The sequence below is a fragment of the Paraburkholderia sp. GV068 genome, assembly GCF_003058125.1.
Taxonomy (GTDB): Bacteria; Pseudomonadota; Gammaproteobacteria; order Burkholderiales; family Burkholderiaceae; genus Paraburkholderia; species Paraburkholderia graminis.
This window is the reverse complement of record NZ_QBUB01000002.1, coordinates 77979-104709: the sequence shown is the minus strand read 5'-3', so window position 1 is coordinate 104709 and position 26731 is coordinate 77979. Positions and strand designations below refer to the sequence as shown.

Sequence of the window (26731 nt, the reverse complement as noted above, 5' to 3'; positions counted from 1 at the left end):
GCGTTCGGCACGACCGTTTAGCCATCGGCATCCAGAACCGCCGTAGTTTTTCTTTCCCGCCGACGCAAATCTTCTCGTTTGTTTAATGCCTGCGCAAAGCCGATAGTTCAGTCACCGAGGGCGCACTGCAAGACTCGCGGCACACAGCGGCAGCCGGCCAGGCAACCGCTCTCATTTCTGAATTGCATGACAACAACTCTGGAGCACAACATGAATACGTCGGAAAAAGTGGCGATCGTTACTGGCGCATCGCAAGGCATCGGCGCGGAACTGGTGAAGGCGTTTCGTCAGCGCGGCTATCGCGTGGTTGCGACGGCTCGCGGCATTACACCGTTCGACGATCCGAACATCGCGACGGTGGCGGGCGACATCGCCGATCCCGCCACCGCACGCCGCGTGATTGCAGAGGCGGTGACGCGTTTCGGGCGCGTCGATACGCTCGTCAACAACGCGGGCGTGTTTGTCGCCAAGCCGTTCACGAGCTATACGTCTGAAGACTACGCATTGGTGAAGGGCGTCAACCTCGATGGCTTCTTCAATATCACGCAGCTCGCGATTGCCGAGATGGAAAAGCACGAAAGCGGCCACATCGTCACCATCACGACGAGTCTCACCGATCATGCGATTAGCGGCGTGCCTTCGGTGCTCGCGTCGTTGACCAAGGGCGGGTTGAATGCGGCGACGAAGTCCATCGCGATCGAGTACGCTAAAGCCGGGATTCGCGCGAACGCGGTCTCGCCTGGCATCATCAAATCGCCGATGCACGCGCCGGAAACGCATGCGGGGCTCGGCGCATTGCATCCGATGGGTCATATGGGCGAAATGGACGACATCGTGCAAGCGGTGCTGTACCTGGATTCGGCGCCGTTCGTGACGGGCGAGATCCTGCACGTCGACGGCGGCCAGAGCGCCGGCCACTAAGCGCGGCTTTTAACAACAGCGGAACAACGGGCGCCGATTCGCGGCGCCCGCCTTTGCCACGGAGAACGACATGCCTATCGTCACGATTCAGGTCACGCGCGAGGGAACGAAGCCTGGCGCAACTGCCGTCACGGCGGAAGAAAAAGCGCGCTTGATCAGCGGTGTCAGCCATGTACTGCTCGATGTCCTGAACAAGCCGCTTGAAGCGACGTTCGTCGTGATCGAAGAAGTCGATATGAATAACTGGGGCTGGGGCGGCTTGCCTGTGGAGCAATACCGCAAGCAACTGGCGCTGAAGGCGTCGGGCGGCGCGAAGACAGATTAGAGAGTACTAACGCGGCGCGCGGCTATCGCGCGTTCGCCTCGGCAAGCAGCCACTCCTTGAACGCGACCACAGCCGGCTCGTTGCCGTTGTCCTTTCTATGCACCACGTAATAGGCGAGCTCGCACGTCTGCGCGTCGGGGAACGGCCGCACCAGCCGGCCTTCTGCGATGTCGCGCTCGACGAGGCACGTTCTGCCGAGCGCGACGCCGTTGCCCGAGATAGCCGTATGAATCGCGGCGGCGGAGTCGTTGATCTGCAGACCGCGATCGCAATCGACACGCCCTGCGTTGCCCGTCTTTTGCACCCATGATCGCCAGGTGGGAAACGTGGGCGCCGCGCGCATCGATATGTCGTGAATCAACGGATGGTAGTTGAGATCCGCCGGTGTTCTGAGCGGATGCTCGCCTTCGAGCAGCGCGGGGCTGCACACAGGGAAGAACTCGTCGCGCATCAGGAAGGTCGCGGCGAGATCCGGCCACTGACCGGTGCCGTAGCGGATGCCGGCGTCCACTCTATCCGCGACAAAGTCGACGAGTTTCAGCGACAGGTCGATGCGCAAATCGTAGCGCGGATACTTGCGCTGAAACCGCTCCACGCGATGCAAAAACCACTTGTCGGCAAGCGCTGGCGGCACTGTCACGGTGACCGTTATGCGCGCCTTGCTGGCCTTCAGCCTTTCGACCGCCTGCGCGAGCAGTTCAAAGCCGCCCTGCAATTCCGGCATGGCGGCGCGCGCCGCGTCGGTGAGCACGAGGCGCGACGCACCCGACGTTGAGCGATGAAACAGCTCGATTTCCAGCGTCTCCTCGAGTCCGCGAATCATCTGGCCGATTGCCGCGGGCGTCACATGCAGTTCTTCCGCAGCGGCGACATAACTCAGATGCCGGCCGACGGCCTCGAAAGCACGCAGTGCATTGAGATGATTGGGTGCTCGCATGGGCCGCTCGACAGGCTGATTGATTTCGATTGCCGCATGCTCGCAGGCGGGCATGGCGGCGTCAACACTTCAATGCGGCACCGCGTCAGCCCGGTTGCGCTAACAGCTCGCGAATCTTCGCTTCGGTCTGCGCATAGTCGCCCTCGCCGAAGTGGCTATACACGACATGTCCTGTCTTGTCGAACAGATACACCGCGGGCCAGTACTGGTTATTGAACGCGTTCCAGGTCGCGTACTGATTGTCGAGCGCGACCGGATACTGAATATCGAACTTCTTCACGGCAGCGCGCACATGCCCGGCATCGCGTTCGAACGGGTACTCCGGCGTATGCACGCCGATCACTTGCAGGCCCTGATTGCCGTACTGCTTGTACCAGTTCTTCACATACGGCAGCGTGTTCACGCAGTTGATGCACGAGTAGGTCCAGAAATCGACCAGCACGACCTTGCCGCGCAGTTGCGAAAGCGTCAGCGGCGAGCCGTTGATCCATGTGTCGATGCCGGTTATTTGCGGCGCAACCGGCGTATTCCGTTCGGCGGCAGTGAGCGCGCTGCCGCGCGTCGCAAGCAGGCTGGCGAGCAACGCGAGCGCGATGAAGGAGCCGATAGTGGCGAGGGTTTTGAGTCGGGCGTGCATGATGGAATCGTCCTTTGCATGAGAGGCGCGGTGCGCGCGAGGGTTGATCGGCAAGCGCGATGTCTTTGGATAGTCATTGGACGCCGTGGACGTATCTGGTGTGTGTCGTTTTCGGGCTGCCTGTGCAACGTTCTGTGTCCGCGCCGCTGTGCGATACGTTGGGATACAAACCCGTGCGCGCGTGCGTGTGTGTGCCGCTCACATGCCTCGTCGGACGCGTTTTGTATCGCACTGTATCTACGCAGCAGGCCGATACACGAGCTTGCACAACGCCGCGTTCGCCGACACAAGCGCGATACGTCCCGGTAGTTCAATGCATGAATGCCGTAACACGCTCATTGAACAAAAAGGACACCGTTATGCTGCTCATACTTCTCGCCTTCGCCGGCGGCATGCTTACCATCCTGAGTCCGTGCATTCTTCCGGTCGTGCCGCTCGTGTTCGCGCGCGTCGATCAGTCGTTCGTGCGTCACGGCGTGCCGCTTCTCGCCGGCATGGCGCTGACATTCGCCGCCGTCGCGAGCCTCGCGGTGGCCGGCGGCGCGTGGGTCGCGCACGTCAACGAATACGGCCGCTGGATCGCGCTCGCGTTCTTCGCCGTGTTCGGCGCGTCGCTGCTGTTTCCGTCGATGGCAGAGCGGCTCACGCATCCGCTCGTGAACCTCGGCAATCGTCTGGATGGCGCGGTGCGCCGCGACGGCGGCGAGCCTCGCGTGATGTCGTCGGTGGTACTCGGCGTTGCGACCGGCTTGCTGTGGGCGCCGTGCGCGGGACCGATCCTCGGTCTTGTGATGACGGGCGTGATCCTGCATCGGCCAGGCGGCGCGGGCGTGTTGCCGTTGCTCGCGTTCGCAGCGGGCGCGGCGGCATCGCTTGCGATCGTGCTCGCAATCGGCGGACGGGTCGTCGCGTCGCTCAGGCGCTCGTATGCGGTGAGCGAGCGCGTGCGTCAGGTGCTCGGCGCGGCCGTGGTGCTGTCCGCTGCGGCCATTGCACTCGGCTTCGATACGCGCGTGCTGGCGCTGTTGCCGTCGCTGAATACGACCGGTATCGAAGAGAAACTGGTGCAGCGCTGGTCGCCGCGTGCTGGTTCGCGGAACGTTCAAGCGGAGAAGGCGAATGCGCAGCAGGTCGATTCAACGGCCGGCGATTCACAGGCTGCTGATTCACAGGCCGCGGATTCGCAAGCCATGAATGCAGAGCAGCCAAACGCTGGCGCGCTTCTGAAAGTGAGCATGACCGCAGAACCCGCGGCCGCGACAAACCCGACGCCCGCAGCCGCAAAACTTTCGTTACCGGCCGAAGGCGCGATGCCGTCGCTGTCCGGCGCCGTCGACTGGCTCAATTCGCCGCCGCTGAAAACCAGCGATCTGCGCGGCAAAGTGGTGATCGTCAATTTCTGGACGTACTCGTGCATCAACTGTCTGCGCACTCTGCCGTATCTGAAGGCGTGGTCGAACAGGTATCGCGATCAGGGGCTCGTCGTGATCGGCGTGCACGCGCCCGAGTTCGCGTTCGAGCACAACATCGCCAATGTGAAGCGCGCGGCGGCCGATCTGCATATCGACTATCCAATTGCCATCGATAACAACCTCGCTGTGTGGCAGGCATTCGACAATCAGTATTGGCCGGCCTTTTATATCGTCGATGCGCGCGGCGAGATTCGCTATCACCATTTTGGCGAAGGCGGATACGACGAGTCGGAAGCAGTCATCCGTCAATTGCTCGCGGACGCCGGGCATTCGAAACTGCCCGCATCCGCTGGCGCCGCGAAAGCGTCGGGCATCGAGGCCGCCGCCGATCCGCAGGATTTGCGCTCGGGCGAGACGTACGTCGGTTATCGCCAGGCAGAAGGTTTTGCGTCGCCGGAAACATTGGCGCCCGACATGCTCCGCGCGTACAGCAGTCCCGCGCGGCTGCGTACAGGAAGCTGGAGTCTCGACGGCGAATGGAACGTTGCCGGCGAGCGCGCGCAATCCGGCGCGAGCGGCGCGAAGATCGCCTATCGCTTTCACGCGCGCGATCTGCATCTCGTGCTGGGGCCGATGACGGACGGCAAGCCGGTGCGTTTCAGAGTGACGCTCGACGGCAAGCCGCCGGGCGCTTCGCACGGCGCCGACACGGATGCAAACGGCGTGGGCGTCGTCGATAAAGAGCGGCTTTACCAGCTCGTGCGCCAAAGCGGCGCGGTTCAGGATCGAACGTTTGAAATCGAGTTTCTGGATGCCGGCGCGAGCGCGTATGCGTTCACGTTTGGTTAGCCAAACGCGACGAGCCGTGCGCTACTCGCATACGGGCTAATGCGCCGACGGCTTATGCAGGGAGTGCGCGTGCGCATAGGCCGGATGCCAGCCGCCGAGCAGACGGTCGACCGCTTCGCGCGCATCGCGCAGGGCGTTGGTCAGCAATTCATGCGAGGTGTCAGTCGAATACGCAGTCGTGTCGCAACGCGTATCGACGGTAAGCATGCGCTCGCCGAGCTTTCGCGTAATCGTGCGTTGTACGCGAATGCGTTGCATGTCGTCGGCGGGAAGGGCTTCGATCAGCAGGTCGAAGCCGCGATAAGTTTCGCTGAGGCGTTGCGTCATGTCGTGCCGTCCCGTGTCACGCACGCTTTGCCGTCGAGGCGAATGGACCCTCGCGACGTTCACGGCGCTCGCGCCGCTCACGCCGCCACCTGAACCGGCCGCTTAAGCACACCGACCGCGAGCGCCGTGACGACGGTGCCCACCGCGATCGCCAGCACATACATGCCGAGATGCGTGACCGCATTCGGAATCGGCAGCACGAAGATGCCGCCGTGCGGCACTTTCAGATCGACCGCTGACGCCATCGAAATCGCGCCCGTGATCGCCGAGCCGATCACGCATGCCGGAATGATCCGCATCGGATCGCGCGCGGCGAACGGAATTGCGCCTTCGGTGATGAACGCGATGCCGAGCACCGCGGCCGCGTTGCCCGCTTCCCGCTCGTCGGCGACGAAACGGTTTCGGAAAATCCACGTCGCGAGCGCGATGCCGAGCGGCGGCGTCATGCCCGCGGCCATCGCCGCCGCCATCGGCGTGTAGACCTGGCTTGCGATCAAACCGGTGCTGAACGCATACGCGGCCTTGTTGACCGGGCCGCCCATGTCGAAGGCCATCATCGCGCCGAGCAGCAGGCCGAGCGTGACGGCGCTGCCGGTTTGCATCGAGCGAAGCCAGTTTTCGAGGCCGTGCAGCGCGGTCGCGACGGGCGTGCCGACCACGTAGATCATCAGCAGACCGACGACGAGCGTCGAGACTAGCGGGATGATGAGCACCGGCTTGAGACCCTCCAGGTTGCGATGCAGCTTGAGCTTGCGGCTGATCAGCAAAGCCGTGTAGCCCGCGAGAAAGCCCGAAATAATGCCGCCGAGAAAACCCGCGCCGAGGCTCGCGGCGAGCATGCCGCCGACCATGCCGGGCGTGATGCCCGGACGGTCCGCAATCGAATACGCGATGTAGCCCGACAGCACCGGCACCATCAGCGCAAACGCGGACTTTGCGCCGATCTGGAACAGCGCCCACGCCAGCGTGCCTTTGTGCGCGTCGTCGAATGCGTAGATGCCGCCGAGCGCGAACGAAATCGCGATCAGCAGGCCGCCCGCCACCACGAACGGCAACATGAACGACACGCCGGTCATCAGATGCCGGTACGGTCCCGACGCTTTCGCCGAGCGCTGCTTCTTCGCTGCGGCGACCTGATCGGCGAGCGCGCCGCCCGCCGCCGATTGACCGTTTGCGCTTGCGTTTGCTTGCGAAGCGGGCGCGTTGCCGTCGACGGACGCTTCGGCAATCGCACGTTCGATCAACGCCGCGCCTTTGCCGATCGCGCCCTTCGTGCCGGTTTCGTAGATGGGCTTGCCGCGAAAGCGGCTTTTGTCGACTTGCGTATCGGCGGCGATCACGACGAGGTCGGCTGCGGCGATCTGTTCGTCGCTCAGCGTGTTTTGCGCGCCGACCGAGCCCTGCGTTTCGACGTGAATCGCGTGACCGAGCGACTTCGCGCCTTGCGCCAATCCTTCGGCGGCCATGAAGGTGTGCGCGATGCCGGTCGGGCACGATGTGATCGCAACGATTTTCAGCGCGCGTGGCGAGGCTTGCGGGCCTTGCGCGGCGTGTGCATTGCCTCCGCCTTGCGCCGTATTCGAAGCCACATTCGCGGCGACGCGTGCGAGCACCGCATCGGCTTCGCGGATCGCGTCGTCGAGCGACACGCGGTGAATCGTCTTGCCCGCAAACGGCGTTTCGTCGATGCGCTCATCGGCGTCCGCTGCGATCAGCACCGCGTGCGCCGCGTCGATCTGCGCCGCATTCAACGGATGCTGGACGCCGAGCGCGCTGCGCGTTTCGACGGCGAGCGAAGCGCCGCGTTTTTGCGCCGCGCGGTTCAAGGCCTGCGCCGCGACCATCGGCGACGCGCTTTGTTGCGGGGACGATACCAGTCCAATCAGCTTGTCCATTGCTCTTCCTGGCTTACACGGCTTGATGTTGGGTCACGCGCAGCGGGTTCGCGGCGACGCTGAAGGTGCGCAATTCGACTTGCGCGGCGAGCGCGTCGAGCGTCGCGCGATCCGGCAGATGCGGACCGACGCGCGCGAGCTTGCCCGCGGCGAAGGCGGTGGCGCGCCGGCCGACCTCCTGCCACGGACGCTTTTCCGCGAGACTTGCGACGAGCCCCGCGACGAGCGCGTCTCCGGCACCGACGGTGCTTGCCACCGGCACGCGCAACGGCGCCGCGCGCCAGCCTTCATAGGCTCCGGCACTTGCCGCTGCTTGGGAGTGCGCTTGCGAAGAATGCGCTTCGGAATGCAAGCGCGTCACGCCGAGCGCACCACGCTCGCCGAGCGAAACGACCACGTACTTGACGCCGCGTTCGGCCAGCTCGCAAGCGGCCTCGATCAACGCGTCGTCGTCGGCGAGCGAACGGTCGAGCGCGGCTTCCAGTTCCGCGCGATTCGGCTTGACGAGATCCGGCAGCGCGCCGGGCTCGTTCGCCGCGAGCGCGTCGGCGAGCGGCGCGCCGCTCGTGTCGAGCGCGACCTGCGCGCCCGCCGCATGCAATGCGCGCGTGAGCCGCCGATAGAACGACACGTCCACGCCCGGCGGCAAGCTGCCCGCCAGCACGAACCAGCGGCCCGGCGCGGCGAGTTCGATCACGCGCCGTTCCAGTGCGTCGACGTCGGCCGCGTTCGGCAGCGAGGTCGCGAGATTGATGTCAGTGGTTTGATCGCGCGCGGTATCGACCAGCTTCACGTTGATGCGCGGACGCCCCGCGATTCGCACGAAGCGGTCGACGATCTGCTTGTCGGCGAACATCGCGTCGAACGCGGTTGCGTCGTCGCGACCGAGCAGGCCCGTGACGATCGTCGCAATGCCGTAGTCGGCGAGACAGCCCGCGACATTCACGCCCTTGCCGCCCGCGTTGAATTCGAGCGATGCCGCGAGATTGACCTCGCCGAGCGCGAGATTCGCGACGCGCACGGTCTGATCGAGCGCCGGGTTCGGCGTGACGGTGACGACCGTGTTCATGCGGCCGCCTTGATCTCGGTGGCTTCGAGCGCGCGAACCGCGTCGACGTCCTCGCAATCCAGCGCGCGGCGCGCGAGCGCCTGCAATGCGTCGAGGCGCGATGCGCGCAGCCGCGACTTCACGGCGGGAATGTCGCGCGAGCTCATCGACAGTTCATCGACGCCGAGGCCCGCAAGAATCGACGCGCCGAGCGGATCGCCCGCGAGGCCGCCGCATACACCGACCCACTTGCGATGACGCCGCGCGCCGTCGACGGTCTGTTTGATCATGCGCAGCACGGCGGGATGCAGGCTTTCGGCCATGCGCGCGAGTTCGGGATGTTCGCGGTCGACGGCGAGTACGTATTGCGTCAGGTCGTTCGTGCCGATCGAAAAGAAGTCGACGAGCGCGGCGAAGTGATCGGCAAACGCGGCCGCCGACGGCGTCTCGACCATGATGCCGAGCGGCACCTTCGGCGCGTCGAGTTCGGCGCGCACGGTTTCCGCGAGCGCGAGCGCCTGGCGCGCTTCGTCCAGCGTGGAGACCATCGGGAACATGATCCACAGCGGACCTGTTTTGGCCGCGCGATAGAGCGCGCGCAACTGCGGCACGAACAGGTCGGGGCGGCGCAGGCACAGACGCAGTCCGCGCACGCCGAGAAACGGATTCGATTCGTGCGGCAGATTCAGATACGGCACCTGCTTGTCGCCGCCGATGTCGAGCGTGCGAATGATCAGATGACGTCCGCCGCTCGCTTCGACCATGCGCCGATAGCAGTCGTACTGTTCGTCCTCGCTCGGCGCATCGTGACGTTCGAGAAACAGGAACTCCGTGCGCATCAGGCCGACGCCGTCCGCGCCGTTCGCAATCGCGTCGCGCACCTGATCCGGACGCGTGATGTTCGCGCCGATTTCGAGCACGTGGCCGTCGAGCGTCGCGGCGGGCAGCGCGCGATTTGCCGCGGCGCGTCGAGCCTGCTCCGCGAGTTCGGCTTGCGTTTGACGCGCTCGCTCGAGGTCGCGCGCCGACACGCCGGCATACAGACGGCCGCTCGTGCCGTCGAGCACGGCGGCGCTGCCGTCGTCGATATTCATCAATGCGACGCCGCACGCGACCGCCGCCGGCACGCCGAGCGTACGCGCGAGGATCGCGGTGTGCGAGGTCGGGCCGCCCGACACCGTGCAGAAGCCGAGCGTGACGGCGGGGTCGAGCATCGCCGTGTCCGATGGCGTGAGATCTTCGGCGATCAGGATGGCGGGCGTGTCGAAGCGCGTGTCTGCCGCGACGTTTTCGCCGAGGTGCTTGAGCACGCGCCGCGCGACGTCGCGCAGATCGGTCGCGCGCGACGCAAGCAGCGGATCGGGCAATGCGGCGAGGCGCGCGGCCTGACGTTCGGCGGCCTGATGCCACGACCACGCAACGCCGTGTCCGTCGAGCAGCAGGCGTGCGGCTTCGGCGAGCAAGTCGGTGTCGTTGAGCAGTTCGCGGTGCGCCGCGAAGATCGCGCCTTCTTCCGCGCCGAGGCGTGCGGTCGTGTCGCGTGTGAGCGCGTCGAGTTCGCCGGCGGTATGGCGCAATGCTGTGTCGAGCCGATGCGTCGCTTCGACGGTTTCTTGCGGTTGGTCCTGAATGTCGAGCTGCGCGGTGCGCATCACGCGGATCGGACCGATGGAAAAGCCGGGCCCGGCGCTGACGCCTTCGAACACCGTCGCCGGATCGGCCGGTTCCCACGACACCGGCTGCGCTTTCTGCCGACGTGCGCGCGCCGCGGCGGCGCGCTCGTGCTCTTCGGCGGACAGCGCCTCGATGGTGCGCTTGAGGGCCGTGAGCGCGTCGGCGGCGTCCACGCCTTGCGCCGACAGCACCAGTTGCGCGTTCGCGGTCGCGCCGAGCTGCAACAGGCTGACGAGATTTTTCGGATCGGCGGCGAGCTTGCCGTTGCGCACGCGCAAGGCGGCCTGATAGCGCTTCGCCGTGGCCACCCATGCGCTTGCCGGCCGCGCGTGCAGCCCGTGCGGATAGTCGAGCACCAGTTCCACGCGCTGCGCGAAATCGGCGGGCGTACTGTCGACGACGCTCGTCACCGGATCGACTGAGGCGCCGTTGAGCGCATCGACGATCAGACCCGGATCGCGTGCGTCGATGAGCGCGCGCAGCTTGTCCGCGTCGCCGATCAGACGCGTGAGGCGTTGCAGCAGCGCGATGTGTTCGTCCGACTGAGCGGCAATCGCGACGACCAGGTTGGCGCGCTCGCCGTCGTGCCACTCGACGCCCTCGGGCAATTGCAGCACCGCGACGCCGGTGCGCCGGATCAGATGGCGGTCTTCCTGCATGCCGTGCGGAATGGCGACGCCGCTGCCCAGATACGTATTCGAGACTGTTTCGCGAGCGTGAAGACTGTCGACGTAGCCGGGCTCGATATAGCCGGCCGCGGCCAGCAGTTCGCCCGCCTGTACGATCGCGTCGTGTTTCGAACTGGCCCGTGCGTTCAATCGAACCAGCTCCGCGGTAAGCAGCGACGGCATCGCGTCTCCTGAAATCGAATCGTTGAAGTGGGTGTTATTGGAATCGATACCACTTTGTCCGTCAAGCGTTGCCCGCAAGCGGCATAGTTCACTTGAAATGGCATGAACGCAGGTAGAATGGCTCGAAAGAGCCGAGCAGCCTGTGTCCGGCGACAGCGGGCAAATGCCGAGGTCGTCGGGCAATCCAGGGAAAATACCGAGCGATTCGAGGAATCGATACCACTTTCATGAATCTACGAATCAAGGATGTTGCGCAAGCCGCCGGCGTGTCGGTCACGACGGTTTCGCGCGTGCTGTCGAACAATGGGCCGGTGCGCGATGCGGTGCGTCAGCGCGTGCTGGGCGCGATCGAGCAATTGGGTTATCGGCCGAACGCGGCGGCGCGGCGTCTGCGTTCCGGCGATACGGCGACCATCGGCCTGATCGTATCGGACGTGCGCAATCCGTTTTTCACCGAAGTCAGCCGCGCCGTCGAAGACGCCGCCTATCAGCAGGGCTTGCGCGTGATCCTCTGCAACACGGACGAAAACGCCGAGAAAGAGGCCATGTATCTGCGGCTGATGGAAGAGGAGCGCGTCACGGGTTGCATCTATTCGCCGACGCACGACGCGGCGCAGCGTTTCAAGGCGCAGGCCTATGACTTTCCCGTGGTGATGATCGACCGCGCCGGGCCGGCGGGCAGCGCGGATGCCGTCGTGCTCGATAACCGCGACGCGGCGGCGCGCCTCGTCGAGCATCTGGTGGGGCGCGGCTACCGGCGCATCGCCGGGCTATTCGGCAACGCGAGCACCACGGGCCGCGAGCGTCACGATGGTTTTGCGCACGCGCTTGGCCGACACGGTTTGCCGGTGCTGGCGGAATTCGTCGAACCGAACCCGGCGAGCGCGCTCGAGCATGTCGGCGCGTGGCTCGCGCGCGACGCGGATACGCGGCCCGATGCGATTGTCGCGAGCAACGGGCTGTTGCTGCTCGGCGCGTATCGCGAGATGCGCGCGCGCGGCGTAACGCCTGGAACCGACATCGCGCTCGCCGGTTTCGACAACGACGCGTGGACCGACCTCGTCACGCCGGGCATCACCGTCGTCGCGCAGCCGGTGTATGAGATCGGCAAGATCGCCATGCAATTGCTTACCCAGCGTCTCGCCGATCCTTCCATGTCCACACGTTCGCTCGTGCTGCCTGGCGATCTCGTGGTTCGCGGGTCCACGGCGGCGTGCTAGCGCTTCGCGCTTCACCGGCCACGTTCACGGCCATTTGGTATGCCACTTGCTGGATCGCGATGGTTTTTCTCTCGCAGGTCGCCATACATGTCAGCAACAACGAGTACCTGTCAAAGGTGGAGCGCCCGCCAGGTGCGGGTATTACACGAGGTGCCGCGTGTCCTCGTGGTCGACGACAACGAGGATGCGGCCGAAGCGCTCGCGACGTATCTATCGTATGAAGGTGTGGAAGCGCGCTCGGCGAACGGCTGTGACGAGGCGCTCGCGTGCGTAAAAGACTGGGTGCCCGACGTGGTCGTGCTCGACATCATGATGCCGGGGCGCGACGGCTACGAAACAGCAAGCGCGCTGCGCAGCTATCTGCCCACGCCGAGCCTCGGCATTGTTGCGTTCACTTCGCTCGATGAGGAACACGTGCGGGAGACCGGCCGCGGCCGACACAATTTCGACGGCTATTGTCAGAAGGGCACCGCGCCTAACGTGCTGCTCGCCTTGATGCGCACGCTGTGGCGCGAGAGAAACTGAGCATGCGATCGATCAGTGCAAGGCGAGCGTGACGATGCAGCACAGCACGAACACCAGCAACCCGGCGGCGACGGCCACATCGACTGGATAGCGCATGCTTCACCCGCACTGACGTTTAAACAGTCCTTATCCTAATCAACAGAGGGAAGACGAAAAAGCGGCCAGTGAACAGCAATGTGGGAGAACCAACGCTGCGCGAAGAACGTCGGCGCGAGCGTGTTTGCGGTAGCGCTTCCAGTTGCCGATGCGTGTTTGCTAGGGCTTGCTTTGCGGCGCGCGATCGAACGGCGGCCGCGGCAGCTTGTCGATTGCCGCGAGGTCTTCCGACAGGCTCGTGCGCAACGTGGCGATTGCCTGCTCGGGATTGGCGGGCTTCAACTGCTCGCGCGCGAGCGAGTCGTACACGTAGTGGCGCAGCATCGGATCCTGCGTTTTGTTCAGCACGTCGTGATAGACCGCGACGATGTCGCCCGGTCGTCCGCTCAGCGCGTAGAGACGGCGCAACTGTTCGAGATCGTTGACGACTGCGAAGCCGGGACCCATCGGGCCGATTGGACCGGCGGGCTCCATCGCGGCATGAGGTCCATGCGGCGCATCGCCTTGCGCGTGCGCGGGCTGCGGCGCGTTTTCTTCTGCCGATGCGGTTGTTGCCGCGATTGCGGCGAGGTTTATCGCGGCGGCCAGCGCCGCGCCCAATATCTGTTTTTTCATCACGTCGCTCCCATTCGACAAATGCCGGCGCGACAGTGCGCCGGTTCATCGAAAAGATAGACGAGACACCGTCGCCGCGGGTTACGAACGCGTGTCCGCACACTTACGAACTCTTGCTGCCGATGCGCGTGTGCATGCGGATGGAGACGCGCCGCGAAGAACTTCGCACGGCGCGTGGAACGGCGCATGCGCTGGCGCAATGACGTCGGATGGCGCATGATGGACGCAATGTGCCGTCCGACCCCGCAACCGCGCAGCGCGGCCGCAGGGGCGCGGCGCACCGGGAGCGCCTGCGTTTGCGTGTGTGTCTGTGTTTGCGTCGCGTGAATCATGCGGCGCAGCGCCGCCGGCGATCGTTCAACCGTAAAGGAGGATTTCGCATGGACCGACCTGATACCGCCAATCCGTTTGGCGATTTCACCAAAATGCTCGAGCAGTTCAAGCTGCCCGGCTTCGACGTGCCCGCCATCATGGAAGCACGGCGCAAGGATGTCGAAGCACTGGTTCAGGCGAATCAGACTGCGTTTCAAGGCATGCAGTCGCTCGCGCAGAAACAGGCGGAGATGTTGCGCACGACGCTGGCCGAGTTGCAATCGCTGACGACGCAACTATCGGCAAGCGGCAGCACGCCTTCGCCAAAAACCGCGGAGCTGATCCAGCAAAGCCTGCACAAGTCGCTCGCGGACATGCAGCAGCTCGCGCAGGCGGCGTATCAGACGCAAGCGGAGTCGTATGCGGTGATCGCAAAACGCGTCGAAAAAAACTTGCAGGAATTGCGCTCGCTTTTGCAGCAGCAACAGCAGAAGACGTGATTGCCCAGTAGTCTGCCGCTCGCGGACGGCTGATGCCGTTCGCAAGCCAGGCCGCGGAAGGTCGTCGAAATCCGGCGAACGTTTCGCGGCTTTTTCATGTGCCGCGCTCGTCGTTGCTCGTTTAAAGCGGCGGAAATTTCAGCGCGCGCTTACATCGTTCGCTTCGCTGCGTGCCACGGGGCTCCTTTTCGGAAGCAGCGTGTTGCCGGTTTGCGCGAGTCCGAACAACGCGTATTACTGCCCGTCTTCGACACAGCAGTTGAGCGCGATGATCGAAGGCGCGAACGGCGCGACGAGCGCGGTGAATTTCAGCGTGGCCAATGCGAATACGGTTGCGCAGACCTATGCCGGCGACTCCGCATTGCCGCTGCTGGCAGGGCCCGTTTTCGTGACATCGTCGATTTTCGATTGGGGCTTGCCGTTCTTCTATGGACGCAACGTGTACGCCGCCATCGAGCAGCAGGCCACACCGAGCGGCGTCGGGCCTTACGTCGCGTATTGAACCGTTGCGAGAGTCGGCCAATAAAAAAAGCCACACCGGCTTATAGGCCGGTGTGGCTCTCGTTTGACCTGCTGTTCTTTATTGCTTGTCCAACTCTTGTAGCAGCTTGAGTACGGATTTGCCGAATGCCTGCGGGCGGCCCTTAAAGATCCGCTCGACGGCTTTATCTTCGATCAGCCGCCGGCGCAGCGCTTCGCGTTCGTCGTGCTGTTCTGCGAGACGTGCTGCGGCTTTCACGTATTCGTCCTTGGAGTAGGTCGTGAGCCAGTCTGGCAGACCCGCGCGCTCGAAAAGTCCGCGGTCGATATGTTCGAAGACTTCCGGCCCGCAAAGATTGACGCCCGGCAGACCCATCGTGAATGAATCGACGATACCGTTGGTGTTGCCGAACGGGAAGGGGCTCACGAACATGTCCAGGCCGTTCAGTACTTTCAGATAGTTCGGATAGGAGAGCGAGCCGTACACGTCCACGTCGGATTCGGGCAGCGTTGCATGAATCGATTTCCTGACGTAGGCCAGATCGATGCTTTCGCTCCAGGCGGTCATGAAGTGGAAGTGCACCGGCACACGCGCTGTCTGCACGATCGCTTTACATGTCTCGAGAAAGTCCGGGTTGATTTTCATGGCGCTTGCCGTCACGCCGATATGCACGACGTCGCGACGTTCGGGAACGGATGCCGTGATGGGCGTCAGCAGTTTTGAAGGCACATACGGCTGTCCATCCTTCGGAAGACGAAGCAACTTCTCGCTGAAGCACGCCGGGTCGCCCACAAAATCGTCCTCGACACTCACATAGTCGATGTGCGCGGAATGCATGGTCGCGGGATGGCCGAGTCCGGCAATCTGCAACGGCGCAACGCGCAGGTTCGATAGAAAGATGGTGTGCGCGAACATGCCGACGCTCGGCATATACAGCACGTCGGGTCGTTCCCGCTCGGCGAATTCCTGAATCTGCCGAATGCAGTCGCCGATAAACTCCGGATGCTCGAACTCGATGAAGCGGTCGAAAACCGCGCGCCCGGTTTCGTCCACGTGCTGATCTTCGCCGAACGCGACGACTTCGAAATGTTCGCGTGCCGCGAGCATGGTGCGCGAATGCGTCCGGTAAATAGAATGGCCGCCGGAAAACCATTCGAGCACGACAAGCATGATTGGCTTGCGGCCTTTAACTGGCCTATGGGCAACGCTGGATTCAGGTCCCAACAACTCGAGGGTCTCCAGCTTTTTGCGTACCAGACGACTGATGCTGCGCTTGAGCTCATGCCGCTTCGGCGAAGTGGAATAGCTGCAGTGCATATACGAGCCGAAAACCGCGTTGGCCGGCAGATCGTCCAGGTCTTCCACCAAGTCGACCTTTGCCGGAAGCCATTCGAGCAGACGTTCGCGCTTGTCGTGCGCAGCGGGAGAGATATGTACCGCGGCACTGACGATTGAAATGGCGAGACTCGTCGCAAGCACGGGGTCGCACTTGTGAAGTTCCTCGAAATCGATGTCGTACTTCGAGCCGGACGTGTAGAGCACGAGTTGCTTGCGGGTCAATACGTCGCGAGCCGCGGCGTCGTCGCTGTCACGCGACGTCTCGAGCAGTTTCTCGACGATGTGGTCCGTCGAACCGTACGAACTCACCGCGAAAATCATATCGATCCAGGAACGGCCGCAGAACATGACGTTGATCCTGTCGGCGTCAAGCGCGTATTCCGGTGCCGAGAGCAGCGCAGTGAAGGCGTCCGCGATGCGCTGCAGCGTTTGCCGCGCGGCTTCGTCGTCGGCGGGATTCGGGCGGTTTTTCGCAAAGCGCTCGATACCGAGCCCGCCGCGATTTTGCCGCAGGGTGTCCAGCAGTGCGGCGAACTCTTCATGCGCGGCGTCGTAGTCGCCGGCGTGGACCTGGGATTCGAAACGATCGAGGGAAAATTGTGTGCTCATGGCCGTGGTCAGTAGTGAGCGGCTTGCGGTGTTCTGCGCGGCCGTCGTAATCAATGGAAAACGCGAGCGGCGGAAATGCGGGCAGCCTGGATCAGACTGCGACGCATGTCTCGTCGGCTAAATACGATTTTCAGAGATTTGAGCGGGCAGGTATCTAGGAGCAGTCTTATTTTTGAGACGGAACTCCTGGACGACTCCTGCAGGCCGGCGCGGCTGTGAGCGCGGACTCCGGCGCTGCTAGTGCTGTGCTGGCGGCGAAGCCGGCGATTTGTCCCCCGCTTCCGCGATCACGCGATGCACGAAGCGCAGTTTGTCCACGACGGGCGCGGCCAACGCGAATGGATAGCCGTCCGGCATGCCGAGGCTGCGATTCAGGCCGTTCAAGGCGTAGGTGAGCGGAAACCAGCGCTTCATGAGCGTATCGAAGCTCGCGTTTTCAACGGGCGTGCGGTCAGTCAGCGTGGGCTCGCGCGGATCGTCGGAAAGCAGCGCGATGCCATACGCGGTCGAGGTGTCGAGCACGTCGACGATCATCAGATAATGCGCCCATGTCTCCGCCCAATCTTCCCAGGGATGCATCGTTGCATACGCACTGATGTACGACGCCTGCCAGTCGGCCGGCGCGCCGACACGATAGTAGGTGTCGAGTGCGTCGCCGTAATTCGCGCGCTCGTCGCCGAAAAGCTCGCGGAACGCTGGGAGCCAGCGCGGATTGTTCGCTATCAGCCGGCTGAAATAGTAGTGCCCGGTTTCGTGGCGGAAGTGGCCGAGCAGCGTGCGATACGGTTCGCCCATTGCAGTGCGGACTTTCTCGCGATGCGCGTCGTCGGCCTCGGCGATGTTGAGCGTGATAAGCCCGTTGTCGTGGCCGGTCATCACACGCGAACCGTCGCCACTGTCTTCGAGAAATTCGAACGCGAGACCTTGCTGCGGATCTTGCCGGCGCGATTTGACGTCGAGACCGAGTTCGGCGAGCGTGTAAAGCAGCCGCCGTTTCGCCACTTCCAGACGATACCAGTAGAGCCGGTTATCCGGCGTGCTGAGATTCGGAATGGTGCGCGTCAGTTGGCAGGCGCGGCATAGCGTGTCGGGCGAATCGGCCGGAATCATCCAGTTGCAGACGTTTTCCACCGCGTAGTTGTGGCATTGCTTGTAAAGCGCACCGTCTGCTTGGGGATGCAGGCTGCGCCAGCGCGCTTCGCCCGCATCTTCAAACGCGCTGATTGCACGCAGTTGCGGCAGATAGCCGAGCAGTGCCGCGCAGCGTTCACAGCGGACGTTTTCGAAGAACACTCGTTGCGAGCAGCGGTTGCAGTGGAACGTTTTCATGACGAAGCTCGAGCGGTGAGTGGCCTGAAGTGCCAGTAAGAAGCCTGGGCTTTGCGCAATGTCCGTGCCGCGTTTCGCTGGCGTCGCCGGTTTCGGGCATGGCTGATGCGTGCTGAATGTGCAGCGAGTCAGGTAATCGGCCAACGCCTTGCTGGCAATATAATCCTTTGCATACTGCGAAGTCACGAGGTGATCATGACGCGGCCGTTTTTCACGATCGGGCATTCCACGCGCGCGCTTTCCGAGTTCATCGGTCTGCTGGAAAATTCGGACGTCGAAGTATTAGTCGACGTGCGCAGCATTCCACGTTCGCGAACGAACCCGCAGTTTAACCGCGATACGTTGCCGGAGTCGCTGGCGCCGGCTCATATCGACTACGTGCATCTGGAGGAACTGGGTGGGCGGCGCGGGCGCCGCAAGGACGAAGGTCCGTCTGTGAACGACTACTGGACGCATCCCGCGTTTCGTAACTACGCCGATTACGCAATGACGGACGCTTTTCAGAAGGGACTGGCGGAACTGCGGGAACTGGGGCATCGCCGACGTTGCGCGATCATGTGCTCCGAAGCAGTCTGGTGGCGTTGCCACCGGCGCATCATTACCGATTACCTGCTGATGCACGGCGAACCGGTGTGCCACATCTTGAGCGCGCAGCACGTTGACACCGCAACCATCACGCCGGCTGCACAGGCGCAGCCTGACGGCCTGCTGATCTATCGTGCGGATTCCGCTTCGCATTGAAGCGGAATCGTTGCGGCTAGCCGGTTGCGCTTAGCCGGCCTTGCCGATAGGAGCGAAGCGGCGTTTCGCGCGCGTCGGCGTCAAACGACGGAACCGCTCTTTCTTGTGCTCTTCTTCGAAGTAAGTGAGCGACGGCTTGACGAGATCGCTGCGCGAGACGATGCCAACAAGACGCATGGACTTCGAATCCGCCACGACGGGCAGCCGTTCGAGGCTGTGCACAGCAAGTCTCGTCGCAACCAGTCGGCATGTTTCGGTCGGCAACGCGAACACCGGCGAGCGCCGTTCGAAGACACTGTCTACGTTCATGGCAGTGCGCAAATCGGGGTTCTCATCGCGGAACTGTTCGAGCAATGCGCGATCGGCCACGCCGATTACCGCGCCTTCACGCACGACGGGATACGCGCGGCGAGTCTGCTTCGCGCCGAAGAAAGTGTCGAGCGCCGCGCCGACCGTCATGCCGGCATCGATCGAGTCGACCGAGGCGGTCATCACTTCATCCACGTGATGGCGCTCGAGCGGATCGACGCCGTACTCACGGTAGATGTGATAGCCGCGCCGCGCGATTTTTTCCGTCATGATCGAGCGGCGCATGGTCACGGTGGCGAAGCCATGCGCGACGAGCGTTGCAGTGAGCAGCGGCAGCAGCGCGTTGCTGTCGTGGGTGAGCCCGAAAGCGAACACGATTGCGGTGAGCGGCGCGCCGAGCGTGGCGCCGAGCGTCGCGGCCATGCACACGAGCGGCCACAACGCAGGCTCATTGCCCGGCAGCCAGTGCGAGAGGACGGTGCCGAGCCCCGCGCCGAGCATCAGCAGCGGGGCGAGCACGCCGCCGGACGTGCCGGAACCGAGCGCGACGACCCACATGACGGCCTTCACCGCGAGCAGCACGATTGCGATCTGCAACGCGATGTGCTGATGCAGCAGATCGCCGATCACGTCATAGCCCACGCCCAGCGCGCGCGGTTCGAGCCATCCGCCGATACCGACGACGATGCCGCCGAGCGCGGGCCACCACATCCAGTGAATCGGCAGTTTGCCGAAAAGATCTTCGGTCTTGTAGAGCGAGGCGGACAGTGCCGACGCCAGCGCACCGGACAAAAGCCCTGCAATCAGGCAGGAAAATAGCGACCAGCCATCGGGCGCGGCTGTTTCGAGCGGGAAGAGCGGACCCGTGCCGAAGAATGCCGCGCGAGCAAAACCGGCCACCGCGCAGGCCACAGCGACCGGCAGGAAACTGCGCGGCCGCCATTCGAACAGCAGCAATTCGACCGCCAGCAGCACGGCCGCCAGCGGCGTGCCGAACACGGCGGTCATGCCCGCGGCGGCGCCTGCGACGAGCAGCGTCTTGCGTTCCGCCGCCGTGACCTTGAAGCATTGCGCGATCAGCGAACCGAGCGCGCCGCCCGTCATGATGATCGGCCCCTCGGCGCCGAACGGACCGCCGCTGCCGATCACTATGCCCGACGACAGCGGCTTGAGCACCGCCACTTTCGGCGACATCCGGCTCTTGCCGAAGAGAATGGCTTCGATTGCCTCGGGAATGCCATGACCGCGGATTTTCTCCGAGCCGAAGCGCGCCATCAATCCGACAATCAGTCCACCGACTACCGGCACGCCAATGACCCAACCGCCCAGGCTGTTATGCGCCGGCGAATGTTCGGCGAATGACAGCGTGCCGAAGAAGAACAGGTTCGTGAACAGATGAATCAGATTGAGCAGCACGAATGCTGCCAGCGTACTGACCGCGCCGATGCACGCAGCGAGCGCGAAGATGCCTGGCAGCCGTGCGTTCGCGGAGAAGTCGCGCTTGTGGGAGTCCATGGTCATAGTTAGTCGAGGTCGATCTGGGGAACCTGGAACGCGCCTTTCAGCGATTTCAGCTCGGCGCGGTGCAGTTCCGCGAGTCTCGCAAGCACCCGCTCACCGGCTTTTTCAATGTGCACTTCAACCTGGCGGCGGTCGGTCTCGCTAGTCCGGCGGCGCACGAGCTCGAGCGCCTCGCAACGCGACACCAGCGCGACGACGCCGTGATGTTGAGCCTGAAGCCGCTCGGCCAGTTCGCCGACCGTTGCCCAGTCGCGCTCCGGATAGCCCTTGATGTGCAGCAGCAACAGATACTGCAGCGGCGTAATGCCTTCGCTCTGCGCGGCCTGTTCCGAGAACCGCTCGAAGCGCCGCATCTGATAGCGGAACTCCGACAGTTGCTCAAAGTCGGCTTTGCGCAGCCCGCGAGCCCGTTCTTTCATTGTTCGTCTGCCTGCTTGAAGAAGACAAAAATTATATCACAAAATGATGTAATCGACCGGTGCTATTCGTCTGCCGATAGCTTGCCGCAATCCTTAGGCGGCCTGCTGCGCCTTCACCACGGTCTGACGATAAAGACCGGAAATCAGATCGACTTGCGTAATCATGCCGACTACATGTCCGGCGGCATCGAGTACAGGAATATGGTGGTGCCCGTAGTCCGCGAACATCGGCACGAGGTCCGTTATCGGCGCATTCACTTTGACGGTGCACACGTCGGTCGTCATCACGCTGCCCACGGTCGGCGCACGCAGTGCATCGCCGCGCAGCCAACCGTCGAAATAGGCGACGAACGGCACGAACTGGCCAAAGATTCTTTTATCGACGAGGTCGGCACGCGTCACGATGCCGACCAGCGTGTGGTCCGCGTCGATCACGGGCAGGGCTTTGACCTTGTTGCGCTTGAGCAGCGCCCAGGCGGCGACCGCGCGCGTCGCCGCCGATACCGACACGACGTGGCGCGACATGATGTTCTCGCAGGTCAACTCGTTGAAGCTGCGCGAGAAGGCCTGAAGCTGGGTTTCGCGCAGCAGCGATTCGAGGTCGTCCGGATCGATGTCGAGCATTTCGCTGCGCCGCCTGAGCACCGCTTCGAGGTGGGCGCGCGTGAAGCCGGCGCGCGACGACGCGTCGGCCGCACTGCCCGGCGCGCCGCGTGCCGCGCGCACCGAATGCGGATAGCGGTGGCCCGTCGCCGCGTGATAGGCGATGGCGGCGGCCAGCAACGCGGCGGATTGCACGGCGATCGGCTCGAGCACGAAGCGGTAGCCGAGCGCATGAATTGCCGGCCCGCCGAGCACGGCGGTCAAAGCGACCGCGCCCGAGGGCGGATGCACGCAGCGAAGCGCGAACATCCCGCATATCGCCAGCGCGACTGCCAGCGCGGCCGCGAGTGTCGGGTCGGCAATCACGTTAGCGCAGGTCACGCCGATCGTCGCCGAAACCAGATTTCCGCCGATGATCGACCACGGCTGCGCCAGCGGACTTGCCGGCACCGCGAATAGCAGCACGGCCGAAGCGCCCATCGGCGCAACCAGCAGCGGAATGTTCGCGCCGGGTCCGAACAGCAGGTACATCGAGCCGCCGGTGAACGCGATGCCGATCAGCGCGCCCAGACAGGAACGCGCGCGCTCCTGCCATTGCACTGTGACTGGTACGGGGACGAAGCTGGACAGCCAGCGCAGGACGAGAGAGCGGGACAAGGTGCGAAAAAGGCGAGTGAGTGGATTGTGCTGGAGTGCGACGGTACCAGGGAAACCCCGGGCAACGCGAATACCGTCTGGTCATGATTATATTTCAATATGATATAAACGGCCCGCGCGTGGGCAGACGACGAGGGGTTCCGATTCAGCGGGGCAGCGTATCAGTACGGCGTTGGGCTCCATTCGCCGGCCGCGCTAGCGGCGCGATTTCACCTGTCATTTAAATCACGTTGTGATATAAACGGGATGGGTGCCTAACGGCACTCAACCGCGCTGCGTGCGTATGCAAAAGGAGCCATCATGCTGATCACTTTTCAATCCAGTGCGTCACCTGATGTGGTGATGCTTCGCGACCTCGCCCAATATCTATTGGGGCTGATCGGTAAGCGTCTGAACGAGCGGGGCGTGATCATGCACGACGAATTGCCCGCCGCGATTAACCGCCTGGAATCGGCCATTACCGAAGACGCCAGCGCCGAAGTCGCGCTCGAGGCGTTGCATCGCTCGCCTGGCAATCGGCGTGAGCCGAGCAATGGGCTTTCGCAACGTGCATGGCCATTTCTGGATATGTTGCGCGAGGCGCGCAAACGCGGCGCGGACATTATCTGGGGGCTGTAACCCCCGCCGTGCCGACGCGTTCTTCAGATGTTGCGGCCGCGTTTATCGGCTAGGTGAATAGCGGCACGGCTTCGATCAGCGCGAAGCCGACTAGCGCTCCGACTGTCGCGCCTATGAGCCGGGGATGCAGTCTCTGCAGGTGCAGCGTGTCGAGCAGCGCGCCGATCAGAATGATGCCGAGCAGCGCAAAGGCGACCAGCAGAAAGCCGATTTCGAAATCGTTGCCAATGATCATTTGATCCTCCCACGGGAAGCGCGACCGGCATCGACAACATGTTGCGCAGATCACGCTCGCCTTCATTATATGTCATATTATGATGTATCAGGCGATGAATACTTGGAGGCCGTGCACAGCAGCGTTGCGGTCTACCTCGCTTATGCCGCAAAGCGGCATATACTGAATTGCGCAGGTTCGTTTTTCTTGGAGGAGGAACGACATGTCGGCCTTCAACCGCATTCTTCTCTGTTATGACGGAACCCGCGAAGGGCAGCACGCGCTTGCGGACGGTGCCCGTCTTGCGCAAGAACTCGCAGCGCAAGTGCATGTGCTCTCTGTCATCGACAATTCCGCGTGGGTGCAAGGCGCGGATATTACGTCGGCGATACCGGTGGATATGATTAACGATTCGGTCAAAAGCGTGCTAGACGAGGGCTTGAAAAAGCTGGCTGCCAAGGGCATTCACGCGACCGGGCACTTTGCGATCGGCGATCCGCTCGATCAGATTCCTTACTTCGCCAAAGAGCTGAACGTCGATCTGATTGTCGTGGGACATCATCGGGCAGGCCGGCTCGCACGATGGTGGGGCGGCAGAACCGATGGCCTGTTGCTCGACAGGGTGAGTTGCAGCGTGCTCGTCACGATGGGGCCGCAAACCGAATCGGCCGCGGAATCAGCCTCGGAATCACGCGGTGCCGCGAGTCCCGGCGAAACGACGTCTCCAGTCGAGCATTCGTGACGCCTCAATCGATCTGCCCGCCGCCGTTCGCGTGTTCCAGTTCATTCACCTGATCGATCGCGGCGTTGCGGGCATAGATGTACGCGCGATTGAATGGATAGTCGCTGCGGGTCCACGGCAGGCGGCCGGCCGATTCGTCGTGTATCGTCGCCGGCTCTGCGGGACGCGATGCAACGATCTGAAACAGCGACGTCCAGCCGCGTTCGAATCCCATTGCCGACCCGGCGAGATACAGCCGGTACGCGCGAATAATCTTTTCCGCGTCCTCGCCGAGAATGCGGCGCGCTTCGTCGATATGCGCGTCGAGCGCATCGGCCCAATGCCAGAGCGTGCGCGCGTAATGCGGGCGCAGGCATTCCGCGTCGACCGCTTCGAGGTTGCCGCGCGTCATCGCATCCATGATGACGCTCACGTGTACGAGCTGGCCGCCGGGGAAAATATATCGGTCGATGAAATCGCCCATGCCTCCGCCGACTTCTCCGTTTTCCACGCCGCCGGCGGTAATGCTGTGATTCATCATCAGACCGCCGGGTCGAAGCAGTCGCCGCATCTTGGCAAAGTACAAAGGCAGGTTAGGGCGGCCGACGTGTTCGCACATGCCGACCGAAGCGATCTTGTCAAAGGGCGCGGATTCGTCGACGTCGCGATAGTCCTGCAGCAGCATCGTGACGCGCCCTTGCAGTCCTTTTTCTTCGATGAGCCGGCTGACGTACGCATGCTGGTTCTTCGACAGCGTAATGCCGGTAGCGGCAACACCGTAGTGTTCCGCGGCCCACAGCAACAGCGCGCCCCAGCCCGCGCCCACGTCGAGAAAACGTTCGCCGGAGCGCAGCATCAGTTTCTTGCAGATGTGATCGAGCTTTGCCTTCTGTGCGTCGGCAAGCGACATATCCGGTGAAGAAAAGTAGGCGCACGAATACACGCGCAGCGGATCGAGCCACAGCGCGTAAAAGTCATCGGAGATGTCGTAATGGTGCTGAATCTGCGCGGCGTCTTTTGCACGGCTATGATGCGTGCGCTCCCACACGGCGCGTCGCGTGCGGCTCACGCGATCGACCAGCCATCCATGCGATTCGTGCGTAGGGTCGCCGCGCAGCAAAGCCGGCGCGGCTGCCATCAGGTCGTGCATGTCGCCTTCGATTTCCAGCCGGCCTTCCACATAGTCTTCCGCGAGCCGCCCGATCGCGCCCTGCCGCAGGTGCAGCAGCGCCCGCATGTCGCGAATCTCAAACGACAGACGCGGTTCTCGCGCGCCGATACGATGGCCGTCGGGCAGCGCGACGGCGCAGGGCACCGGCATGCCGGCTATCTGCTGTTCTGCGGGCGAACGCAAAAGGCTCCAGAGCGTCATGGCGTCGACTCCTCGTGAGAACTTTCGTGTTTCTGGGAAGCATCATTCGTGCCGCGACAAACGAGCTAAGCAACGCTGTATAAGCAATCGAAAACGTTGACATAGCAACCAGCGCATTCGCTATTAGCCCGCCTTTCCCCTCATTGCAAAGCTTTCATTGCAGTGACAGGATGCTTACATGCAGGGCGTCGATGCGGACGCCCCGCGCATTTCATCAGACGTCGACACATCATGCAGCGCAGGGACTTTGTACTCGCAGCGTTAGGCACGGCCGGCATGCTCGGCCGCCCGCCCACCATGTCGACAGCCGACTTCGAGATCGTGTATCCGCGAATCCGCACTGGCGGCGAGGTGCACGCGGCATTCGCACTCGCAGTATTGGATCTGGCCATGAAGACGGCCAACGTCACGTACTCGATTCGTCAGGCCGATGTCGCGATGGAGCGCCGCCGCGCGTTAACCGAATTGGCCGACGGCAATTCGATCAATCTTCTTTGGACGAGTATGGACAGGCGCGCCGAAAGCGGTCTGAACGTCGTCCCTATTCCGGTGAATCGCGGCTTGATCGGCTATCGCCTCTTCGTCATAAGAAAAGACCGGCAAGCCCAATTCGACCGCGTCCGAAACCTCGCCGATCTGCGGCAGTTGACGGCCGGCCAAGGGCTCGGCTGGGTCGACACCGACATTCTGCTCGACGCCGGTTTGAAGGTCGAAACATCGAGCACCGACACGCTCTTCGCGATGACGCGCGCCGGGCGAATAGATTATTACCCCAGGGGACTCATCGAGGCGTTCCCCGAAATTGAAGCGCACAATCGGATCGACCCTGAGTTGACGGTGGAAAAACGTTTGCTATTGAAGTACCGGTCCGACTTTCTCTTTTATGTCGCTCGCCGGAATCCGGCTTTGGCATCGACAATCGAGCGCGGCTTCATGGCGGCTTATAAAAACGGCTCGTATATGCGGCTGTTCAATGCGCATCCGTACATTCAGGGTGCGTTGGCGCAGGCCGATTTGCGCGAGCGGACAGTGATTGAACTGGAGAATCGCTATCTTTCCGCAGCAGACCGAAAGATTCCGGAAGAGTACTGGATGCAGTGGCCAATTGTGGCGCGCAACCGCTAGGACAATGGCAATGTGCGAGCGGGGTCAGGATTTCCTTACCTGCGAATCGGGATACCCCTGGCGCATTCTCCGCGCTGACTGACTGCCGTGCGATGCGCTTCGTTCTATGATGAGCGGGTCAAAATGGCCTAACCGGATGAGCAGAAATGATTCCGTATCTGTCGCAGCGCGAAAACGAGGTGGAGCATATCAATTCGATCTGCTTCCGGCTATTCGATATCTGGTGCGAACGACGCTGCATCACGCCGCTGGGGTATCTGCTGCATTGCTGGCCGCTGGTCGACAGCGGACCGAAGGCGATCAGGCGAGTAGGCGAAACACTGCGGGAATTGCGCAAGTCTCATCATACGGAACTGGATGGCGACGTCGCGGCAATGCTTCGCGAACTGGCCGATTGCGTGGACGATCTCCTGCTTCGCGCAGTGCACGAGCCGGCAGGGGCAACCGGAATCCGGCTGTCGTCGTGAGTCGAATACAGCACGCTGGACACGTAATCCGGCAACGCTCTCGCATGGCGTCATAACGTAATA

General features: G+C 63.0%; 25 protein-coding genes and 1 pseudogene. 12 read left to right on the top strand and 14 right to left on the bottom strand.

Annotated elements, in window-relative coordinates; translation table 11 throughout:
* Positions 1-210 precede the first annotated feature (210 nt).
* Positions 211-921, top strand: a complete 711-nt coding sequence (locus C8K18_RS05355; RefSeq protein WP_006049545.1) for an SDR family NAD(P)-dependent oxidoreductase — start codon at positions 211-213, stop codon at positions 919-921.
* A 70-nt stretch (positions 922-991) separates the two neighbouring features.
* A complete protein-coding gene (locus tag C8K18_RS05350; RefSeq protein WP_107706876.1) occupies positions 992-1246 on the top strand; it encodes a 4-oxalocrotonate tautomerase family protein in 255 nt (84 codons plus the stop codon).
* Positions 1247-1268: 22 nt separating this feature from the next.
* Here the strand turns inward: C8K18_RS05350 and C8K18_RS05345 are convergent, their stop codons facing one another.
* A complete protein-coding gene (locus C8K18_RS05345) occupies positions 1269-2183 on the bottom strand; it encodes a LysR substrate-binding domain-containing protein (protein ID WP_029966736.1) in 915 nt (304 codons plus the stop codon).
* An 85-nt stretch (positions 2184-2268) separates the two neighbouring features.
* Positions 2269-2820 (bottom strand): thioredoxin family protein, encoded by a 552-nt coding sequence (locus tag C8K18_RS05340; protein ID WP_029966735.1) that lies wholly within the window; start codon positions 2818-2820, stop codon positions 2269-2271.
* Positions 2821-3179: 359 nt separating this feature from the next.
* On the opposite strand from C8K18_RS05340, the gene C8K18_RS05335 reads away from it, so the two are divergent.
* A complete protein-coding gene (locus C8K18_RS05335) occupies positions 3180-5081 on the top strand; it encodes a cytochrome c biogenesis protein DipZ (protein WP_107706875.1) in 1902 nt (633 codons plus the stop codon).
* A gap of 36 nt (positions 5082-5117) precedes the next feature.
* Here the strand turns inward: C8K18_RS05335 and C8K18_RS05330 are convergent, their stop codons facing one another.
* The 4 genes from C8K18_RS05330 to ptsP all read right to left on the bottom strand — a co-directional run bounded on the left by C8K18_RS05330 (position 5118) and on the right by ptsP (position 10876).
* The gene (locus C8K18_RS05330; RefSeq protein ID WP_107706874.1) at positions 5118-5408 is read right to left on the bottom strand and encodes a DNA-binding protein; all 291 of its coding nucleotides are present in this window, start codon (positions 5406-5408) and stop codon (positions 5118-5120) included.
* Positions 5409-5485: 77 nt separating this feature from the next.
* Positions 5486-7303, bottom strand: a complete 1818-nt coding sequence (locus C8K18_RS05325; RefSeq protein WP_107706873.1) for a PTS fructose-like transporter subunit IIB — start codon at positions 7301-7303, stop codon at positions 5486-5488.
* Positions 7304-7316: 13 nt separating this feature from the next.
* Positions 7317-8372 carry a 1-phosphofructokinase family hexose kinase gene (locus tag C8K18_RS05320; protein WP_107706872.1) on the bottom strand — a complete coding sequence of 352 codons (1056 nt, stop codon included), beginning with the start codon at positions 8370-8372 and terminating at the stop codon, positions 7317-7319.
* Entirely contained in the window at positions 8369-10876 is a 2508-nt protein-coding gene (gene ptsP / locus C8K18_RS05315; protein WP_107706871.1) for a phosphoenolpyruvate--protein phosphotransferase, read from the bottom strand. The genes C8K18_RS05320 and ptsP overlap by 4 nt, the downstream gene beginning before the upstream one ends.
* A 227-nt stretch (positions 10877-11103) precedes the next feature.
* Between ptsP and C8K18_RS05310 the strand changes: the two genes are divergently transcribed.
* Positions 11104-12096 (top strand): LacI family DNA-binding transcriptional regulator, encoded by a 993-nt coding sequence (locus tag C8K18_RS05310; RefSeq protein ID WP_107706870.1) that lies wholly within the window; start codon positions 11104-11106, stop codon positions 12094-12096.
* Positions 12097-12228: 132 nt separating this feature from the next.
* The gene (locus tag C8K18_RS05305) at positions 12229-12621 is read left to right on the top strand and encodes a response regulator (protein ID WP_006049535.1); all 393 of its coding nucleotides are present in this window, start codon (positions 12229-12231) and stop codon (positions 12619-12621) included.
* 255 nt (positions 12622-12876) lie between these two features.
* Here the strand turns inward: C8K18_RS05305 and C8K18_RS05300 are convergent, their stop codons facing one another.
* Positions 12877-13332: a hypothetical protein gene (locus C8K18_RS05300; protein ID WP_006049534.1), complete on the bottom strand. Its 456-nt coding sequence runs from the start codon at positions 13330-13332 to the stop codon at positions 12877-12879.
* Positions 13333-13712: 380 nt separating this feature from the next.
* Here C8K18_RS05300 and phaP point away from each other — a divergent pair, with 380 nt between their 5' ends.
* Positions 13713-14144: a phasin family protein gene (gene phaP / locus C8K18_RS05295; RefSeq protein WP_107706869.1), complete on the top strand. Its 432-nt coding sequence runs from the start codon at positions 13713-13715 to the stop codon at positions 14142-14144.
* A gap of 160 nt (positions 14145-14304) precedes the next feature.
* Positions 14305-14646 (top strand): annotated as a pseudogene (locus C8K18_RS05290) (DUF3443 family protein); the annotation flags it as partial.
* Positions 14647-14724: 78 nt separating this feature from the next.
* Here the strand turns inward: C8K18_RS05290 and C8K18_RS05285 are convergent.
* Complete coding sequence (locus tag C8K18_RS05285) at positions 14725-16572, bottom strand: hypothetical protein (RefSeq protein WP_006049531.1); 1848 nt, start codon at positions 16570-16572, stop codon at positions 14725-14727.
* A 237-nt stretch (positions 16573-16809) separates the two neighbouring features.
* Positions 16810-17901: a putative zinc-binding metallopeptidase gene (locus C8K18_RS05280; RefSeq protein WP_006049530.1), complete on the bottom strand. Its 1092-nt coding sequence runs from the start codon at positions 17899-17901 to the stop codon at positions 16810-16812.
* Between the two features lie 195 nt (positions 17902-18096).
* On the opposite strand from C8K18_RS05280, the gene C8K18_RS05275 reads away from it, so the two are divergent.
* Positions 18097-18642, top strand: a complete 546-nt coding sequence (locus C8K18_RS05275) for a DUF488 family protein (protein ID WP_006049529.1) — start codon at positions 18097-18099, stop codon at positions 18640-18642.
* Positions 18643-18672: 30 nt separating this feature from the next.
* On the opposite strand, the gene C8K18_RS05270 is transcribed toward C8K18_RS05275, so the two are convergent.
* The 3 genes from C8K18_RS05270 to C8K18_RS05260 all read right to left on the bottom strand — a co-directional run bounded on the left by C8K18_RS05270 (position 18673) and on the right by C8K18_RS05260 (position 22151).
* Positions 18673-20472, bottom strand: coding sequence for a chloride channel protein (locus tag C8K18_RS05270; RefSeq protein ID WP_006049528.1), 1800 nt, complete (start codon positions 20470-20472; stop codon positions 18673-18675).
* 2 nt (positions 20473-20474) lie between these two features.
* Positions 20475-20891 carry a MarR family winged helix-turn-helix transcriptional regulator gene (locus tag C8K18_RS05265; RefSeq protein WP_006049527.1) on the bottom strand — a complete coding sequence of 139 codons (417 nt, stop codon included), beginning with the start codon at positions 20889-20891 and terminating at the stop codon, positions 20475-20477.
* Between the two features lie 93 nt (positions 20892-20984).
* Positions 20985-22151: an HPP family protein gene (locus C8K18_RS05260; protein ID WP_181324821.1), complete on the bottom strand. Its 1167-nt coding sequence runs from the start codon at positions 22149-22151 to the stop codon at positions 20985-20987.
* 300 nt (positions 22152-22451) lie between these two features.
* Between C8K18_RS05260 and C8K18_RS05255 the strand changes: the two genes are divergently transcribed.
* On the top strand, positions 22452-22769 hold the full coding sequence (locus tag C8K18_RS05255) for a DUF1840 domain-containing protein (RefSeq protein ID WP_006049525.1): 318 nt from the start codon (positions 22452-22454) through the stop codon (positions 22767-22769).
* Between the two features lie 49 nt (positions 22770-22818).
* Here C8K18_RS05255 and C8K18_RS05250 read toward each other — a convergent pair whose 3' ends face one another.
* Positions 22819-23004, bottom strand: a complete 186-nt coding sequence (locus C8K18_RS05250; RefSeq protein WP_006049524.1) for a hypothetical protein — start codon at positions 23002-23004, stop codon at positions 22819-22821.
* 202 nt (positions 23005-23206) lie between these two features.
* On the opposite strand from C8K18_RS05250, the gene C8K18_RS05245 reads away from it, so the two are divergent.
* The gene (locus C8K18_RS05245; protein WP_107706867.1) at positions 23207-23725 is read left to right on the top strand and encodes a universal stress protein; all 519 of its coding nucleotides are present in this window, start codon (positions 23207-23209) and stop codon (positions 23723-23725) included.
* A 4-nt stretch (positions 23726-23729) separates the two neighbouring features.
* Here the strand turns inward: C8K18_RS05245 and C8K18_RS05240 are convergent, their stop codons facing one another.
* Positions 23730-25076 (bottom strand): class I SAM-dependent methyltransferase, encoded by a 1347-nt coding sequence (locus tag C8K18_RS05240; protein ID WP_107706866.1) that lies wholly within the window; start codon positions 25074-25076, stop codon positions 23730-23732.
* Positions 25077-25307: 231 nt separating this feature from the next.
* On the opposite strand from C8K18_RS05240, the gene C8K18_RS05235 reads away from it, so the two are divergent.
* Positions 25308-26201, top strand: a complete 894-nt coding sequence (locus C8K18_RS05235) for a hypothetical protein (RefSeq protein WP_107706865.1) — start codon at positions 25308-25310, stop codon at positions 26199-26201.
* 146 nt (positions 26202-26347) lie between these two features.
* Entirely contained in the window at positions 26348-26668 is a 321-nt protein-coding gene (locus C8K18_RS05230; protein WP_006049520.1) for a hypothetical protein, read from the top strand.
* Positions 26669-26731 lie beyond the last annotated feature (63 nt).